This window comes from Alkalibacterium sp. s-m-28 (assembly GCF_054658175.1).
Genome location: NZ_BAAGIQ010000019.1, coordinates 14,469 through 29,606 on the forward strand (window position 1 = coordinate 14,469; position 15,138 = coordinate 29,606).

At 44.9% G+C, this 15,138-nt stretch carries 14 protein-coding genes and 1 riboswitch; of the genes, 6 read left to right on the top strand and 8 right to left on the bottom strand.

What is annotated here, in order from left to right; genetic code table 11:
* Positions 1 to 360 precede the first annotated feature (360 nt).
* The 5 genes from ACYQ4S_RS04485 to ACYQ4S_RS04505 all read right to left on the bottom strand — a co-directional run bounded on the left by ACYQ4S_RS04485 (position 361) and on the right by ACYQ4S_RS04505 (position 5,666).
* Positions 361 to 1,296 carry a nuclease-related domain-containing protein gene (locus tag ACYQ4S_RS04485; protein ID WP_459769620.1) on the bottom strand — a complete coding sequence of 312 codons (936 nt, stop codon included), beginning with the start codon at positions 1,294 to 1,296 and terminating at the stop codon, positions 361 to 363.
* A gap of 224 nt (positions 1,297 to 1,520) precedes the next feature.
* Entirely contained in the window at positions 1,521 to 2,378 is an 858-nt protein-coding gene (fba, locus tag ACYQ4S_RS04490) for a class II fructose-1,6-bisphosphate aldolase (RefSeq protein WP_346024943.1), read from the bottom strand.
* Between the two features lie 157 nt (positions 2,379 to 2,535).
* Positions 2,536 to 4,143: a CTP synthase gene (locus tag ACYQ4S_RS04495; RefSeq protein ID WP_346024944.1), complete on the bottom strand. Its 1,608-nt coding sequence runs from the start codon at positions 4,141 to 4,143 to the stop codon at positions 2,536 to 2,538.
* 416 nt (positions 4,144 to 4,559) lie between these two features.
* On the bottom strand, positions 4,560 to 5,159 hold the full coding sequence (rpoE, locus tag ACYQ4S_RS04500; protein ID WP_459769622.1) for a DNA-directed RNA polymerase subunit delta: 600 nt from the start codon (positions 5,157 to 5,159) through the stop codon (positions 4,560 to 4,562).
* 66 nt (positions 5,160 to 5,225) lie between these two features.
* Positions 5,226 to 5,666, bottom strand: coding sequence for a YwiB family protein (locus tag ACYQ4S_RS04505; protein ID WP_346024946.1), 441 nt, complete (start codon positions 5,664 to 5,666; stop codon positions 5,226 to 5,228).
* Between the two features lie 175 nt (positions 5,667 to 5,841).
* Here ACYQ4S_RS04505 and ACYQ4S_RS04510 point away from each other — a divergent pair, with 175 nt between their 5' ends.
* The 6 genes from ACYQ4S_RS04510 to ACYQ4S_RS04535 all read left to right on the top strand — a co-directional run bounded on the left by ACYQ4S_RS04510 (position 5,842) and on the right by ACYQ4S_RS04535 (position 11,980).
* Complete coding sequence (locus ACYQ4S_RS04510; protein ID WP_346024947.1) at positions 5,842 to 6,681, top strand: lipoate--protein ligase family protein; 840 nt, start codon at positions 5,842 to 5,844, stop codon at positions 6,679 to 6,681.
* Positions 6,682 to 6,777: 96 nt separating this feature from the next.
* Complete coding sequence (locus ACYQ4S_RS04515) at positions 6,778 to 8,118, top strand: HD domain-containing protein (RefSeq protein ID WP_346024948.1); 1,341 nt, start codon at positions 6,778 to 6,780, stop codon at positions 8,116 to 8,118.
* A 380-nt stretch (positions 8,119 to 8,498) separates the two neighbouring features.
* Positions 8,499 to 9,323: a sugar-phosphatase gene (gene yidA / locus ACYQ4S_RS04520; protein WP_346024949.1), complete on the top strand. Its 825-nt coding sequence runs from the start codon at positions 8,499 to 8,501 to the stop codon at positions 9,321 to 9,323.
* A gap of 93 nt (positions 9,324 to 9,416) precedes the next feature.
* A complete protein-coding gene (locus ACYQ4S_RS04525; RefSeq protein WP_091265463.1) occupies positions 9,417 to 9,854 on the top strand; it encodes an organic hydroperoxide resistance protein in 438 nt (145 codons plus the stop codon).
* 326 nt (positions 9,855 to 10,180) lie between these two features.
* Positions 10,181 to 11,476, top strand: a complete 1,296-nt coding sequence (locus tag ACYQ4S_RS04530) for a Y-family DNA polymerase (protein WP_459769626.1) — start codon at positions 10,181 to 10,183, stop codon at positions 11,474 to 11,476.
* 84 nt (positions 11,477 to 11,560) lie between these two features.
* Positions 11,561 to 11,980, top strand: coding sequence for a hypothetical protein (locus tag ACYQ4S_RS04535; RefSeq protein ID WP_459769628.1), 420 nt, complete (start codon positions 11,561 to 11,563; stop codon positions 11,978 to 11,980).
* Between the two features lie 108 nt (positions 11,981 to 12,088).
* Here ACYQ4S_RS04535 and ACYQ4S_RS04540 read toward each other — a convergent pair whose 3' ends face one another.
* The 3 genes from ACYQ4S_RS04540 to ACYQ4S_RS04550 form a co-directional block, all read right to left on the bottom strand.
* Positions 12,089 to 13,048 carry a folate family ECF transporter S component gene (locus tag ACYQ4S_RS04540; RefSeq protein WP_346024953.1) on the bottom strand — a complete coding sequence of 320 codons (960 nt, stop codon included), beginning with the start codon at positions 13,046 to 13,048 and terminating at the stop codon, positions 12,089 to 12,091.
* Positions 13,049 to 13,394: 346 nt separating this feature from the next.
* Positions 13,395 to 13,491, bottom strand: a riboswitch (THF riboswitch).
* A gap of 53 nt (positions 13,492 to 13,544) precedes the next feature.
* Positions 13,545 to 14,117 (bottom strand): 5-formyltetrahydrofolate cyclo-ligase, encoded by a 573-nt coding sequence (locus tag ACYQ4S_RS04545; protein ID WP_459769630.1) that lies wholly within the window; start codon positions 14,115 to 14,117, stop codon positions 13,545 to 13,547.
* A 14-nt stretch (positions 14,118 to 14,131) separates the two neighbouring features.
* The gene (locus ACYQ4S_RS04550; RefSeq protein ID WP_346024955.1) at positions 14,132 to 14,983 is read right to left on the bottom strand and encodes a bifunctional 5,10-methylenetetrahydrofolate dehydrogenase/5,10-methenyltetrahydrofolate cyclohydrolase; all 852 of its coding nucleotides are present in this window, start codon (positions 14,981 to 14,983) and stop codon (positions 14,132 to 14,134) included.
* Between the last annotated feature and the right edge of the window lie 155 nt (positions 14,984 to 15,138).

Sequence of the window (15,138 nt, forward strand, 5' to 3'; positions counted from 1 at the left end):
CGTCTTGGTTTCGTATGTTATCCTTTAAGGGCTTTTAAAGTGGAAAACGGTCGGTCGAGCCGACCGCTTCATTATTTTGAACTGTCTGGTTTGTGGAGGTTCTATCGTTTTTGGGTGGTTTTCTCTCTGTTTGTCCTACTATTGCCCACTCAATAGCATGGTTCTGTTGAGTGGGTAGTAATCAGCAATCTTTTTACCACTCAAATCCAAATCGATTTTGACTGGGCACTAATTTGTCATTTATGACCCACTCGTTAGTCCAGATTCACTGAGTGGGCAATAGTATGATATTTATTCCCCACTCAAAGACAAAATCTATCTGAGTGGGCGTATGTAATCGTCCTATGACGATTACACTCCTTATTTACTCTCTTTTTTGAAAGTTGTGCCTGATTTATTTCCTACTCTAGTATAATTTTCAGAGAGTATCCCACGTATTCTTTTTTTTGGAATAATTTGTCCACACCATCTATATATTTTTTCAGTCGTCAGTAATTCAGCAGGATATAAAAGTATAAACTCTTCAATTTGTCGGATGACTGCACTGTTCAATGACGATGAATGCTCGCAAACTAAACATTTACATGAGCGTTGATTAACTTGCACACTAAAACTACTGCATCGCGTACAAGCTATCCCCTTCCTCAATTCCTCATAAGTATACGCCGGCCTTTTGATTTGAATGCGCCCTTCCTTGTTATGTTCTTCAATCAGTTTTTCTGCCAGTCTCTTCATCTTTTTTATTCCCCATGGCTCGTTCCGCTGTCTACGATTGATTTCGGTCAGACGGGATTGAATTTGCCCATAGAAAATGAACGGGTCGGCAGGTGTCGCATGATACAGCATACATGCCGGATTGATAAGCACAACGTAGCCTTCGATACTCATTTTGACCTGCCAGGACTGCAGCAGCTGCCTCAGAAGAGACGACGTTCGATTAAGCTGGGTGAGCGGGTTCGATATCTCCTGGCCGGCTACTGTATAGATGTCGCCATCTTTCATAATAAAGTCCCCCTCGTAGTTCTTGACTTCAAAGATATACACGACTTCTGAAGTCAGGAAAACTGAATCGATCTGCACTGTGTTTCCTTTGATGGTCAGCGCAAGATCCTGCAGCATCACACACTCCTGCTCCAGATACTTCTCTCCCATCTCGTCGAACTGCCTTTCACCAATAAATCCCTTCTCCATATTCAGTAGATTCTGCTTCTGTTCAAATGAATATGCCTGCCTTTGGTTCAGAGCTCTCAGCACGTTGAGTTCTTTAGATGCTTCCCGCGGCTTCATTACCTTCATTGATTCTTTCCTCCAGCTGATCAATTTGTCTTCATTCATTATATTGTCCAAATGATTGAATTCTCACGAAATTGACTGGCGGCGTTTATCAAAAGCAGAATATTTTCACTCAAAAACGGACCTCACTTTTCATAAAAAAATCACCCTCAGGAACTGGCGACAGCTCAAGAGGGTGATTCTGTTGACGGGAAAGCACGGGCCCTCGCGTCTCTATTTTATTTTAATTAAGCTTTGTTTGAAGAACCGAATTCTCTCATTTTAGCTTTAGTTGTTTCAGTGATGTCTGCTTTACCAGGTCCGATGATTTTACGAGGATCGTAAACTTTTTCGTTGGTAGCAATAACTTCACGTGTGCGCTTAGCCCATACTTGCTGAAGCTCAGTGTTTACGTTGATTTTAGCGTGACCGTATTCGATTGCTTTTTCGATCTGGTGAGTTGGGATACCTGATCCACCGTGAAGTACAAGTGGTGCACCTGTCAGTTCAGAAATTTCTTTCATTTCGTCAAATCCAAGTTTAGGTTCTCCGTCGTAGTCTCCGTGTACAGATCCTAGAGCAGCTGCTAGGGCATCGATTCCAGCTTCGTCAACAATACGTTTACATTCTTCTTTATCAGCGTACATTACGCCACCGACAACGCCGTCTTCTTCTCCGCCGACAGTACCGATTTCAGCTTCAACTGACGCACCTTTAGAGTGAGCATATTCAACCACTTTTTTAGTGAAAGAAATGTTGTCTTCGATTGGATCATGAGAGTGGTCGATCATAACTGAAGAGAATCCAGCATCGATCGCAGCTTTACATGTATCAAATGATGAACCGTGGTCCAGGTGAAGAGCCACAGGAACTGTAATGTCCATTTCTTCAAGTAAAGCATTAACCATAGCAGAAACAACAGTGAATCCACCCATGTATTTAACTGCTCCTTCAGAAGCACCTAAAATTACTGGAGATTTTTCTTCCTGTGCTGCCTGTAAAATGGCTTGTGTCCATTCTAAGTTGTTGATGTTGAATTGCCCAACTGCATATTTTTCAGCCAAAGCTTTGTTCAACATGTCTGTCATACTTACTAAACGACTCATAAATATAGCCTCCTCAAATTTTTGCGCACTTTTTAAACCGATATACGCCCTCGGTCTCGCTTATTATTATATACAAAATTTCACAATAAAACTAGTATTAATCATTAGGTTGTCTCTCTATTTTCAATTTCTTTCATAAATCCAGCCTCATTATCATTTATCTATTCTTGTTTTCTAATGACTTTTCAATAAAGGCTTTGAACAACGGCTGAGGTCTGTTCGGTCTGGAAATGAATTCCGGATGGAACTGGCAGCCGACGAAATAAGGGTGATCGGCCACTTCGATGATCTCCACCAGTTTGTTGTCTGGAGAAACACCAGAGAAAATCAGTCCTTTTTCTTCAAGCAGTCCACGGTAGCTATTGTTAAATTCATAACGGTGACGGTGACGCTCCTGAACGACTTCCTGATTGTCATAGGCCTCCGCGGTCACTGTACCCGGCTGCAATTGACATGGGTATAGACCCAGTCTCAGTGTTCCACCCATATCCGTCACATTCTTCTGATCCGGCATCAAGTCAATGATGTTGTGTTCAATGTCAGGATTGACTTCCGCAGATCCAGCCCCATCAAGCTTGGCTACGTTACGGGCAAATTCCACAGCTGCCAGCTGCATGCCAAGACAGATACCGAAGAATGGAATCCTGTTTTCCCGTGCATATCGAATCGCCAGCATTTTCCCTTCCAGACCGCGTTCTCCGAATCCACCCGGTACGAGGATGCCGTCCACATCATCCAGTTCTCTGACCAATTCTTCTGGAGACAGTTTTTCTGCATTGACCCATTTGATGTTGATATCCGAATCTGCAGCATAGCCGGCATGCTTCAGTGCTTCAACTACGGACAAATATGCATCCGGCAGTTCCACATATTTCCCTACAATAGCAATTCGAGTAGACGTCTTCAGGTTCAGCACTTTCTCTTCTAGCGCTTTCCATTCAGTCATATCCGCTTCCGGCACATCCAGTTTCAGATGATCGACTACAATCTGATCCAGTCCCTGTTTCTGTAAGTTCAACGGGATTGAATAAAGCGTATCGACATCCAAAGATTCGATGACCGCTTTGGAATCCACATCGGTGAAGGATGCGAGTTTATCTTTCGTATGCTGCTCAACCGGATATTCCGAGCGGACGATCAGCACGTTTGGCTGGATTCCAAGGCTTCGAAGTTCTTTTACGCTGTGCTGGGTCGGCTTGGTTTTCATTTCACCTGCCGCTTTAAGGTATGGAATCAGTGTCGTATGCAGATACATGACATTGTCGGACCCGACGTCACTTTTCATCTGACGCAGAGCTTCAAGGAAAGGCAATGACTCGATGTCTCCTACTGTTCCACCAACTTCAGTGATGATCACGTCCGAATCGGTCGTTTGTGCCGCACGCATGATCTTTTTCTTGATTTCATCTGTAATGTGCGGAATGACCTGAACCGTTCCGCCCAGATAATCACCGCGACGTTCTTTGTTGATCACTTCAGAATAGACTTTCCCTGTCGTGACATTTGAATACTGGTTCAAATTGATGTCGATGAACCGCTCGTAATGCCCCAGATCCAGATCCGTTTCAGCGCCATCATCCGTTACAAACACTTCTCCATGCTGATACGGACTCATCGTTCCTGGATCCACATTGATATAAGGATCAAATTTCTGAATCGTTACTTTCAGTCCTCTATTTTTCAACAGTCGGCCAAGAGATGCTGCCGCGATACCTTTTCCGATTGACGATACCACTCCGCCTGTTACAAAAATATACTTTGTCATAGTACTCCCTCCATAATTCTTTTAAGGAAAGGCAAAATGTCTCAAAAAACAGAAAACTCCCTATTCCATTTAATAAATGAAATAGGGAGCGTTGAACTGTCTTACATTCTGTCTTGTTGACCCTTCATATACATAACATGTACGTAGGGTGCCCAATAAATAGTTTAAAGACCTAATTGCTGTAAGTCAAGTGCGAATTCTGTCAGTTTCCCCATTTGAGTAGAGCAGCGGAATTAATGATCACCGGAACCATCCGTCCGCCATATCGATGCCCTTTTACACTTTTATTCTGCAGACGCTTTATTCGATCTCGCCTATTAATCTACGAATTTTTACGCATCAAAAAAGCTGACCCCGATAGACGGATGGTCAGCTTTTTCCGACAGGCTCGGTTATCAATTAGCCCATCTCTATTCTTATTCGTCTTCCTCGTCTTCAAGCACATCTTCATCATCAACGATGTTCAGGCCTTTCAGCTCTTCGCTGTCCTCGTCTTCATCGCCAAGATCATCAAGATCGTCTTTGTATTCTCCAAGGTCTTCTTCATCTTCGTCATCGACCATGACACCATGCTCATCGACTTCGACGCGGTCCCCATACTTGATGGTTTCTTCCTCTTCTTCGTCTTCTTCGACTTCTTCGACTTCTTCGACTTCTTCGACTTCTTCGTCATCATAAGCCTGGTCAAATCCGGTACGACTTCTGCGGCGCGGTCGTTCGTCCTCTGCATCGTTATCATGCGTAATTTCTTCATCGATCGAGTCGACAGGGTACCACGCACGTAGACCCCAGCGGTTGTCGCCTAAGGAAATGAATCGTCCGTCTACATTCAAATCAGTATAAAACTGAATCATTTCACGTTCCAATGTTTCATCATCCAGCTCCAGATAGTCTGCCACTTCTGACAGCAGGTCATTGAAATCAGTCACTTGTCCAGTTGTTTCAAGGATGGCATGAGCCACATCTACCATAGCCAGTTCGTCTTTTGCCTGGCCTTTAAATTGATTTAATTCCACGACTGTAACGTCCTTTCTCTCATCGGTTTCATTAAACTTTCTCTTCAACTAATTTATACTACATGATTACGTTGTAAAACGCAATCTAATTTGATACTCCCCTAGTTTTTGTCCATTTGCATGCAGTTTATAATCGATATAGACTCTTCCGGAAAACGGGCGGTCATAATAGCTAACTCTCAAATCGTCGGTCAGTACCTGTAGCGGAATGATTCCCACGGGTGTGGCGTAGTTGGTTTCTGTATGTCTGTCACTGTTGAAGGTCAGACGCATCGTCCGCTCACCATTTCTGATCAGATTCACTACTCCGTCAGGATTGATTTTGACCGTCACTGGAACTGTTGCTTCCTCATGCGTTTCTTCAAATCGAATGTAGTAACTGTTATTCATGTACACGACTCGTCCTTTTTCTTCGAACGAATGCTGATGCGTTTCTCCATTCTGTATATAGGATGTTTCCATTTTCACTTCGGCCGGCAGACCGTTTTTTAAATCTCTTGAAGGCACAAGCACTACCCCTTCCTTATTCTCTTTTGATTGTCTGTCCTATACAGTTTATCATAAATCATATTCGGCGTCTCATTCTATATTCGACTCCTGTATCCTAACCCCGTTGATTTTTGGTATACTGAAAGAAACTGACGATGAAATAATTAATGAGATAACATGAAGGACGGACATTATGACTGAAACCCATTCTTATTTTAATGCTTACACACAGCCTTTTCTGCTTTATGATAAGTTGCCGGCTGATTATTCAAATCACCGCTTCGCTCCTTTTGCGCTGACGGATGCCTTTATCAAAGAAGCGGGAGAAAAGAAGCAGCCCATCCTGCACTTTTGGCAGACTGATCCGCTGATCATTTTAGGAATGATGGATACCAAGCTTCCATTCCTTAGCGATGCCCTGACAGCTTTTGCGTCCGGCGGCTACGACTATCTGGTCCGAAACTCAGGTGGACTAGCTGTTGTGAGTGATGGCGGAGTGCTGAACTTTTCCATGATCTTTCCTGAAGGCGAAGAGCGACTGTCCATCGACGAGGCCTATTCCCGAATGCATCAAGTCGTTCAGACGGCCTTTTCTCGCTATAACAAAACGGTCGATGCGTATGAAATTGCAGACTCTTACTGCCCGGGTGAATTCGATTTAAGTATCGAGGGGAGAAAAATTGCCGGTATTGCCCAGCGACGGATCAGAGGCGGAATCGCTGTAATGATTTACCTCAGTGTATCCGGGGACCAGACCCATCGGGCAGAGATGATCCGCGAGTTCTATACCAAAGGTCTGGACGGATCCGAAACCAGATGGAGCTTTCCTGCTGTGAATCCGAACGTGATGACGACGCTGGAAGATGCACTCGGTGTTTCCTTAACTATTGAGGAAACAAAGCAGCATCTGCTTTCTGTATTTACTCAGGCCGGTGTCACACTGGTTCAGGGCGATATGACAGCATCCATCGCCTCTGCTTACGACGAAGGCCTTCAGAAAATGATCACCCGAAATGACAAATTACTACCTTGATCCCCCTCAGTGCTTGAGGCTAAGAGAGGAAGGAATGGTCTACTTCACACAGCACCTTCTTGTTAAATAGAAGAAGATGGAGTAGAACCGACAACTATGTGTATCGACTCATTTGAAAAGCAGGACCGCCTGCCTATTGAAAAAGTATTTAAAGATCCTGTGCACGACTACATTCATGTCCGACACAAACTGATTTTAGATCTGATCGACACCAAGGAATTTCAGCGTCTGCGTCGGATCAAACAGCTCGGGACCGCCCAGTTCACCTTTCATGGTGCGGAGCATTCCCGTTTTTCCCATTCTCTGGGCGTTTATGAATTATCCCGGCGGATAGTGGATATGTTCGAGCGCAACTACCCGGATGACTGGGACTGTTCCATGCGCCTCGTCACCTTATGCGCAGCTCTACTGCATGATGTCGGGCACGGCCCCTTTTCCCATACATTCGAAAAAATCTTCAATACGGACCACGAGTCTCTGACGACGGATATTATTTTGTCCGAGGGAACGGAAGTCAATACGATCCTTAAGCGCGTATCTCACGACTTTCCGAACCAGGTGGCCAGTGTCATTACCAAGCAGCATCCGAATCCTCAAGTCGTTCAGCTGATCTCCAGCCAGATCGATGCGGACCGGATGGATTATCTGCAGAGAGACGCCTTTTTCACCGGTGCCACATACGGCGCCTTCGATCTGTCCCGCATCCTCAGAGTGATCCGTCCCTATAAAGACGGCATTGCTTTCCAGTATCAGGGCATGCATGCGGTGGAAGACTATATCGTGAGTCGTTTCCAGATGTATATGCAGGTGTATTTCCACCCGGCATCTCGGGGAATGGAAGTCACTCTCGACCGTCTTCTCTACCGGGCCAAACAGCTCTATAAAGATCAGGAGCTGTATCCGGCGTTCGACCTTCTCGATCCGTTTTTCGAAGAAGACCCGACTCTGGACGACTATCTGAAACTGGACGACGGCGTACTTCAGACGGCCATTATTTTATGGACTGAAAGTGATGATGCCTACTTGAGCGAACTGTCTAAAATGTTCCTTCACCGCAAACCGCTGAAATCAGTTACGTATATCGACGGAAAAGACGATGATGTGGTGGAGACTCTGAGGGATATAGTCGGGCACTTGACATACGATAAGAACCTCTATACTATGACCAATAGCAGCTCTGATCTGCCGTATGACTATAAATTGAAAAACAAGACACCGATTCATCTTATGCAGTCGGATGGGACACTTGTCGAACTCAGCAAGGTCAGTTCCATAGTCAAGACACTGAGCGGGAACCTGCACGGCGACCACCGCCTGTATGTCCCGAAAGAATTTCTGGAAGAACAAAGCGATAACATTAATATGTTTCAGGAGGAATACGATGCGTTCCAGCGCCACATTGTCAACGGAGCAATCATCCACCCTAATGAAACATGAGAAAAGCTTCACGTGCCGTTCAGCCTCGACAAGAAAATACCTTAGTATCTGTTTGAGCTTCAGCTCTTACAGATATACTTGAGATCGTCCGACCGGTGGGAGTAGAGGGAATTTACCCTGAATTGCTGTGACTCTAGCATTTCAATGCGTAGAGACAGAGTATGCGGAAGAAGAGCATCCTGCGCAATGGGTAAATTTATCTTTTTCTCGAGAGGCTGGTACGTCCTTACAAGTTGTAGTGCTTCAGCACGTACAACTATTGTTGTGATCGACCGACCAACGGGAGTAGTTAAGCTAGACAGTATTAATTAATGCACTAAACTTATACTTTAACACTTTCAATTAAAAAAATACATTGAAGCAAAGAATGGAGAACAGGCATGACGATCAAATTAGTTGCCATTGATCTGGATGGCACATTATTGAATGAAGAACATAAAATCAGTCCAGAGGTGAAGCAGGCTATTCAGGCTGCCCGACAGGCCGGCGTCAAAATCGTGATCTGCACCGGACGTCCTTTCCCAGGCGCCACAGCCTTTTTGAAAGAACTGGATCTGAGCGCTGATGATGATTATGTCATCACTTATAACGGCGGACTGGTACAGGAAGTCAAATCCGGAAAAGTAGTCGTCAGACATATGATGGATCATGACGATTACCTTACCTTGCAGGCAGCTGCTCAAGAAGCCGGTTCACATTTCCATGCTATCCACAATGAAGGAATCTTTACACCGAACAGCGACATTAGCGAATATTCTGTCCGTGAAGCCTACCTTATAGGCCTGCCGCTGTTTTACCGTAAGCCTGAAGACATGGATCCATCTGTTATCTACAATAAAATGATGATGATCGACAAGGAACCTGTTCTGGAAGCGGCAATTTCCCGTCTTCCTAAATCCTTATGGGATAAGTATACAATCCTTCGAAGCGAACCTTTCTTCCTTGAAGTCCTGAACAAACAGGCCAGCAAAGGAACCGCCGTTAAAGATCTGGCTGAACTACTGAATATTCCACGTGAATCCGTCATGGCTCTCGGCGACGGGGGGAATGATGTGGATATGATCGAATGGGCCGGAATTGGTGTGGCGATGGACAATGCGCGTGATGAAGTCAAGGCCGTTGCCGACCATATCACAGCTTCCAACCGTGAGAACGGCGTAGCACAGGCACTTGAAACCTTTGTTCTCGAAACTTGCGTATCTTAAAATTTGATATATATTAATGAAAGGCTATCATTTAGCCTTTCTTTTTTTTAGTGCTATACTGATAGTAGACTATAGAAAAGGAGCGTTTTAACTATGCCAGATAAAGTTGTTTACACTACAGCCGCAGTCAATACAGGAGCGCGAGAAGGAGAAAGTCACACACCTGATCGTTCATATGAAGTGCAGGTCGATACGCCTAAAGAAATGGGTGGATCTGGAAACGGAACTAATCCTGAGCAGCTGTTCGCTTTAGGTTATAGTGCTTGTTTCCACGCTGCTCTGGATCACTATAAAAAAGAAGAGAAGATCGACAACAAATCTCAAGTCACCTTGACTGTTCACTTGATGAAAGACCCCGATGATGGCGGATTTAAATTAGGAGTAGAAATCGAAGTCGGTATTGAAGATATGTCTGAAGAACAGGCCCAGAAACTTGCAGATAAGGCGCACGCCTTCTGTCCTTACTCAAAAGCTACTAAGGGAAATATCGAAGCCACAGTCAAAGCTGTGCCATATGTTGACGGAAAATAACCTCACCCCTGCATCGAAAAGAGCCGATTCATCAAAGTTGATGGATCGGCTCTTTTTTCTGTTCTGATGATGTCTCTTAAAGGAATCAGCTGGGCTGAAAGATGTGAAACTCGCTGTTTTCGGCTCGCTTCACTCGATCTTCCGCTCTTCTTTTTTAAATACAAATATAGAAAGGCCAAATCCTTACCCCTTCCTCTTTTCAGAGCCCTTTCACCTAACTTGAAGCACCTTCATCATCTCACTACCCGACGCGTTCCCCTTGACGAAACGAATGTATGTTCCTATAATTAAAACAAACATACATTCCCTTAAAGGAGGTCCTTGCCATGCTTCAAATAATGGATTACTCCAGAGAGCCACGTAGAGATATATTATGTATCGATGTAAAGTCTTTTTTTGCCTCGGTTGAAGCAGTTGAGAGAAAGGAACACCCCCTCAAGGCCAAAGTTGCCGTTGTCAGTAAGCCGGACAATCATGGTGGACTGGTACTAGCTTCTTCCCCCATGGTCAAAAAACTTTACGGAATCAAAACAGGGACGCGGGTATATGAAATCCCAAAAGATGCGTCGATCGACATAGTTGAACCCCGAATGGCCTTATACTTAGAAAAAAACTTGGACATCGTGAACATTTTCAAACGCTTTGTTTCGGACGAAGACCTTCATGTCTACAGTATCGATGAATCTTTTCTGGATGTGACACGTTCCCACAGATTGTTCGGCAGTACTGAAGACATAGCCAGACACATCCAGTATCTCGTATGGAAAGAAATGAAGCTAGTCGTCACTGTAGGCATCGGAGACAACCCTCTTCTGGCCAAGCTTGCTCTGGACCATGCGGCTAAACACGATCAGAAAAGCAATTTTATCGCAGCCTGGCATTATGATGATGTGCAGGATACGGTATGGAAAATTTCTCCCTTAAAAGATTTCTGGGGGATCGGATCAAAAACGGAGAAACATCTCGAGCGAATCGGTATCCGTTCAATCCATGACTTGTCACAGGCTGATGTCAGAAAACTGAAGAAACGGTTTGGAGTCATTGGTGAGCAGCTCTTCTTTCACTCCCACGGCATCGACCGGACCCGACTGTCTGATACATTCACACCTAAAGAGACCTCTTTCAGTAAAAATCAAATTTTGAACAGAGATTACATCGTAAAGCATGAAGTGGAAATCGTGATACGTGAAATGGCTGAAGAGAATGCCGGGCGCCTGCGCAGACATTATCTGACGACTGGACTGGTGAAACTGAGTATCGGTTACTCAAAAGATGTCATGGACCGCGGCTTCAGTCACCAGCTGCCGATTGAAAAAACAGACTCGTCTAAAAAAATCATTGAAGGGCTCCTGATTCTCTTCCATCGTCACTACAGATCCCTTCCTGTCCGGGTGGTCAATGTCACCTTCGGGAAAATCGAACCGAAGTCCGCCCTTCAGCTTTCATTATTCGATTCCGCTGAAAAGCTGATCAACCAGGAGGATCTGGATCAGACGATCGACTCCATCAGACATAAATATGGCTACACTTCTCTACTTCACGCCAGCAGCCTGACCAGCGGCGGGATGGCAATGTACCGGTCCAAGCTTCTTGGCGGTCATCGATCAGGTACTCAGAAATAAACTGCTTTCTGTACATGCCTCAAAGAGCAGGCAGAAAAGAGTTAAATTCATACTTAAAAACTAAAACGAAAGGAGCTGATCAACATGCAGGAAGATGTAATCAAACTGTCCCCTGATGCTTTGGGGTACAAGGATCGGGGAAAAATGAAATGGATGGGCATGATGCTGTCTGACCATGCTGAAGCATTGAAAAAGCAGAAAAAAGCCAGCCAGTCAGCCGTGATCGTTCCAAAAGAAAAACAGACGCTCGAAGACATCAGCGCCATCCTTTATAAAAGCTATACATCAAAAAAACCATTGGCCATTCAGCTCGATATGATAAAAGACGGGAACTACCTTCCCGATACGGAAGGGCTTGTAAAAGGTTTTAAAGGCTCCATCGTATTTATTGAACGTCGCGACCGCTCAATCAGACAGATCCGACTGGAAGATATCAGACACATCAGCTGGATCGATGCTGCTTCCTGGTTTGAAAAATACCAGCGGCAGCCAGTTTCTTACTGAACGAAAAAAGCCCTTCTGGATGAAAGAAGGCTGTCTTCATTTCATCCAGAAGGGTACTGATATCTGATTTCATAATATTCAATGTTAGTGACAGTACAAATGCCTTATTTAATGCCGTGCCGTAGAGAATTTAGCATAAATCTTTTTCATCTGTTTATTGCCGGCAAAGAATCGTACAGTGGCAATGCGCACAACGACCATGACAGCATTCTGAATAAGTCGAGGCGGCAGAAGAACAGCAATCGGATTTTGAGTCAGAATATGAATCCAGATTGTATTCAATGTCAGGTTGACAAACAGAGCAATCAGCACTTCAGCCATTATGATCCGTTTCAAAGTCACGTCACGTTTGTTAAGAAACAGCCCGTAAATAAGTCCTGTCAGAAAGGCTGACAAGGTAAATCCAGGGAAGAATCCACCGACACCCGGACCGATGATAAAACCTAAAATATCAGCCATGACTGCCCCAAATCCGCCTATCCATGGTCCGAAAAGCATCCCGATCAAAGCGGTTGGCAGGAAAGCGAACGTAATACGGACCACTGGTGTCGTAACGCCTACCATCCCGAGCGTAATATTCATTGCGACCAGTAGGCCAACAATGGCAATGCCTAATGTCCGGTTCTTCATTGTCCACCTGGATAAGCGGACAGCCCGGAAAACCAGCAGCCAGATATAGTATAAGAAGGCGATGCCGTAAATAAGGCCATTGTCTTCATAAACTAGATTGGTCTGAAGCAGTTCTCTTTGGAGGAAAAGCAGAAAAGGTGCACCTGTAACCAGGAGGCCGAGAAGCAGACTGATCAGCATACTTTCTTCTTCCAGCCGTCCGGATACGGCCACACTGATCAGCAGTAGCAGTCCTGTAAAGAATGCAAGGAAGAGCATGTCTGTCAGAATCGTCTGCAGATCTCCAGTTCCGTCAAGCAGCTGATTGAGTCCACCCATTCCGCTTTGTGAACGTGCGAAAGGAATGAGAAAAGCCAGGCATAAAGGTCCAGCCAGACCGATAAACCCATAGTGGAACCATTTGTTCTGGCGTCTGCCAGTATGTGGTGTTGCAGTCATATCGAAGATCTCCTTTAATTTTAGTTCTCTTTCAGCCAACGAATAAAAAAAGCTTCACGTGCCGTTCAGCCTCGACAAGAAAATACCTTAGTATCTGTTTGAGCTTCAGCTCTTACAGATATACTAGAGATCGCCGGAGCGATAGCGAGTAGTGGAAATTTGCCCCGAATGAGCATCCTGCGCAATGGGTAAATTTATCTTTTTCTCGAGAGGCTGGTACGTGTAGCTAGATAGTATCAGCTACTACACGGAACTTGTACTTTTCAACAGACTGAAAAAGGGCATTAAACTGAGTACGGCAGCCCCAGTAAAATTAAAGAGTCCTCACTAAAAAACTATTCAGTTTTCAAGCGGATGCAGAGAAAAATCGCAAAACTACCGTTTCTTCGTCTGGAGGCAACATCCCATCCACCCAGCACTTAACGTTTTCCTCTTACTCTTTTTCCTTTTCTATTATAAGCGACTTGCCCGATATCTTCAATAGGGTGACGATAATTTACTGATCAAGTCCAGTTTTCTTCAACCCCTGCTCGGTTATCAGAAAGTCTACCGGCACATCATGTGCTTCAATCGGAAAAGATTCGACGATCTGATTGGAATGAAGCAGCGAGACAGTAGGCTTGTTGAAACCAGCAAGTAACCGGTCAAAATATCCGCCCCCGTATCCGATGCGGTAGCCCGCCGATGTAAAAATCAGGCCGGGAACGATTATCAGATCCAAGTCTTCCGGTTCACGACGAGTGGTCTTTTCCGGTAAGGGTTCTTCAAGTCCGAAGTACCCTTTTTCCAGTTGTCTGAACGAACTGATTTCATAAAAATGGAGATCTTTTGTTTCGTGAATCGATTTCGGCACACAGACCGTCTTCCCTTCGTCCCAGGCCCGTTCAATAATCGTTCGTGTGTCCCACTCCCGATCGCTTGAAACAGTCACACCGATGGAGACAGCATTCTTCCATAAGTCCGACTCAAACAAGTGATCGTGCAGATCGTTTTCCGTACGGTTTCTTTCGAGCCAGCCGATTTTTTCAAGAGAGAGGAGCATTCCTTTTCGTAAGTCTTCTTTCCCCATACTTTCTTCCTCCTTTAATCCGAACGCTGATTCCATGCAGCTTGAGCGACTTGTTCAGCCAGTATCGCGGTCGTGATCGATCCGACTCCCCCAGGTACGGGGGTGATCGCTCCAGCTTTTTCATACACATCATCATAGCTGACATCACCCACAGGCTTGCCGTCTTTATATCCGAAGCCTACATCAATGACTATGGCGCCTTCCTTGATGTGTTCTGCTTTTATCAGTTCAACAACACCTGTCGCTGAAATCACGATATCCGCCTGGCACGTATAATGCTTGATATCCTTCGTCTTTACGTGAACATTCGAAACAGTCGCTTCTTCATTCAGCAGCATAATGGACAAGGGTTTGCCGACGACCGGACTGCTCCCGATGACGCAGACATCTTTTCCTTCAACTTCTATTCCATAAAATTCAAGTAAAGCCATGACTGCTTTAGGCGTGCTCGGGACGAGAGTGGTCGGATCATTTTCCACTACCCGACCAAGGTTTTCAGGTGTCAGTCCATCGATGTCCTTATTTGGGTTAAGGCAACGCGCAATGTCATTGCGGGCCAAAGTGTCCGGCAGCGGCTGCATGACCAATATCCCATGAATATCAGCTTTCTGGTTGAGTGCCTCTATCGATTGAAGGACCTCTTCGGCATCTGCTGTTTCTTTAAAAACGACAGGCTCCACTGCAATACCAGACTGCTGCATAGTCTTTATCGCCGCATTCTCATAAGAAATGGATGATTTATCGTCTCCTACTCTTACAATGGACAAAGTCGGATAGCAGTCAATTTTCTTAAGGTCTTCCACCGTTTTCACGGTCCGTTCCAGTAATGCCTTTGCTACAGGTCTGCCTTTCAATTCTTTAGTCATAAAGTCCCTCCGTCTTTAATGATGTTACTGTCAAATTTTTTTGTTCTTAAAGGTCTATAACCGTTGTTCTATCAAGGAAAAGACAAAAAACACTTGCCCCTCCCTCATTTATCGGTAAAATAGTAGGTATCCGACTACCAAACTATCCCCAGAAA

Bases quoted from the DNA above. Each gene is read 5' to 3' on its own strand.
- ACYQ4S_RS04485 (WP_459769620.1), bottom strand. From the start codon at position 1,296: ATGAAGGTAATGAAGCCGCGGGAAGCATCTAAAGAACTCAACGTGCTG.
- fba (WP_346024943.1), bottom strand. From the start codon at position 2,378: ATGAGTCGTTTAGTAAGTATGACAGACATGTTGAACAAAGCTTTGGCT.
- ACYQ4S_RS04495 (WP_346024944.1), bottom strand. From the start codon at position 4,143: ATGACAAAGTATATTTTTGTAACAGGCGGAGTGGTATCGTCAATCGGA.
- ACYQ4S_RS04510 (WP_346024947.1), top strand. From the start codon at position 5,842: ATGACTGAAACCCATTCTTATTTTAATGCTTACACACAGCCTTTTCTG.
- ACYQ4S_RS04515 (WP_346024948.1), top strand. From the start codon at position 6,778: ATGTGTATCGACTCATTTGAAAAGCAGGACCGCCTGCCTATTGAAAAA.
- yidA (WP_346024949.1), top strand. From the start codon at position 8,499: ATGACGATCAAATTAGTTGCCATTGATCTGGATGGCACATTATTGAAT.
- ACYQ4S_RS04525 (WP_091265463.1), top strand. From the start codon at position 9,417: ATGCCAGATAAAGTTGTTTACACTACAGCCGCAGTCAATACAGGAGCG.
- ACYQ4S_RS04530 (WP_459769626.1), top strand. From the start codon at position 10,181: ATGCTTCAAATAATGGATTACTCCAGAGAGCCACGTAGAGATATATTA.
- ACYQ4S_RS04535 (WP_459769628.1), top strand. From the start codon at position 11,561: ATGCAGGAAGATGTAATCAAACTGTCCCCTGATGCTTTGGGGTACAAG.
- ACYQ4S_RS04540 (WP_346024953.1), bottom strand. From the start codon at position 13,048: ATGACTGCAACACCACATACTGGCAGACGCCAGAACAAATGGTTCCAC.
- ACYQ4S_RS04545 (WP_459769630.1), bottom strand. From the start codon at position 14,117: ATGGGGAAAGAAGACTTACGAAAAGGAATGCTCCTCTCTCTTGAAAAA.
- ACYQ4S_RS04550 (WP_346024955.1), bottom strand. From the start codon at position 14,983: ATGACTAAAGAATTGAAAGGCAGACCTGTAGCAAAGGCATTACTGGAA.